Origin of the sequence: Silvania hatchlandensis (genome assembly GCF_025564065.1) — a bacterium.
GTDB classification, from domain to species: Bacteria; Pseudomonadota; Gammaproteobacteria; order Enterobacterales; family Enterobacteriaceae; genus Enterobacter; species Enterobacter hatchlandensis.
Genome location: NZ_JAMGZK010000025.1, coordinates 1 through 1279, shown reverse-complemented (window position 1 = coordinate 1279; position 1279 = coordinate 1). Strand labels below are relative to the sequence as shown.

Annotated in this window: 1 protein-coding gene; it reads right to left on the bottom strand. The window is 58.7% G+C overall.

Going from position 1 to position 1279, the window contains the following annotated elements:
* Positions 1-47 precede the first annotated feature (47 nt).
* Complete coding sequence (locus tag M8014_RS00130; protein WP_472924509.1) at positions 48-1190, bottom strand: IS481 family transposase; 1143 nt, start codon at positions 1188-1190, stop codon at positions 48-50.
* Between the last annotated feature and the right edge of the window lie 89 nt (positions 1191-1279).

Here is a 1279-nt window from a genome sequence, read left to right as displayed (position 1 = left end):
GTCCGGGGACATGGTAGACAGATGTTCGGGGACAGGGTGAACACTTTTTAACATCCTTTACCCATGGTGATCGACTTTCTTTTCAGGTCGATCACCCCCACTTTTGTGCTGTACCACCATACTTCGTAGTAACCGTCTTCCTGCGTCTCCTTCAGCCCAACCCACTCTCCCCTGAACGCCTTGCCTACTTTCAGGCTCACCCCTTTTACGCTCAGCTTCCCGCTGATATCCACCTTCCTGACCATCACGCCCCCGTCGTATTCCGGTGACGTTACGCGGGCGCTGTACTGCCGCGCCGATGGTTGATAGCGCGATGCCGGCACCGCCATATCCAGTGCCTCATGCGGGCGTTCGAGGTTGTAGACTGTTCGCCAGTGGTCGAAGGCGCGCTGCAGTTCACCGCTGTCCGCGAACCACTTACCCTGCAGCACTTCCGCCTTCAGGCTGCGGTGAAAACGTTCCAGCTTGCCCTGCGTCTGTGGATGGTAAGGCCGCGAGTGCCCCACCTGGATACCCTGACGCATAAGCCATAGCTCTGCTGCCGTCCAGGTTCCGGTGGTATCGCCCCACGGCGAGCCGTTATCCATCGTCATCCGGTCCGGCAGGCCATAGCGCTCAAAGACGCTTATCAGTTGCTCCTGTACCGTCTCACGCCGTTCGTCAGAGCAGTGCACAAGGCACAGCGAGAACCGGGAGTGGTCATCCAGCAACGTAAGCGGATGGCAGCGGCCGCCGCCAAAGGGAAAGTGGCCCTTAAAATCCATCTGCCAGAGCTGGTTCGGAGCCTCATGTTCAAACCGGCCTGTGGCCGGGACACCCGGAGCTGAGCCCGGCAGCAGGTCGTGGCGGGCCATCAGGTTGTGGACGGTGCTGAAGGCGGGCATACGGTGTCCGCGGTCTTCGAGCCAGCGCTTAATCTTGCGTGCCCCCCAGCGCTGATGAAGTTCATGTGCCATACGCAGCAGGTCAGTGATGTCGTCGGGCGAGCGATTGGGGGAATGATGAGGAATGCGGGAGCGGTCCTGAAGACCGGAAGTACCTTCCTCAGCCCAGCGGTGAAGCCACTTGTATGCGGTGGCAGGTGAGATGCCGTAGTGACGGCACAGTGCGCGGATGTTCGCCCCGTCCTGCGAGGCGAACAATACAAACTCATTACGTAATGACATGGTATCTCTCGCATCCCAGGGCATAAGTGGCTCCATAAACGGGTTCTTATGCCTTAGTTGTAAGTGTCTACCATGTCCCCGAACAAGTGTTCACTATGTCCCCGGACTGTACA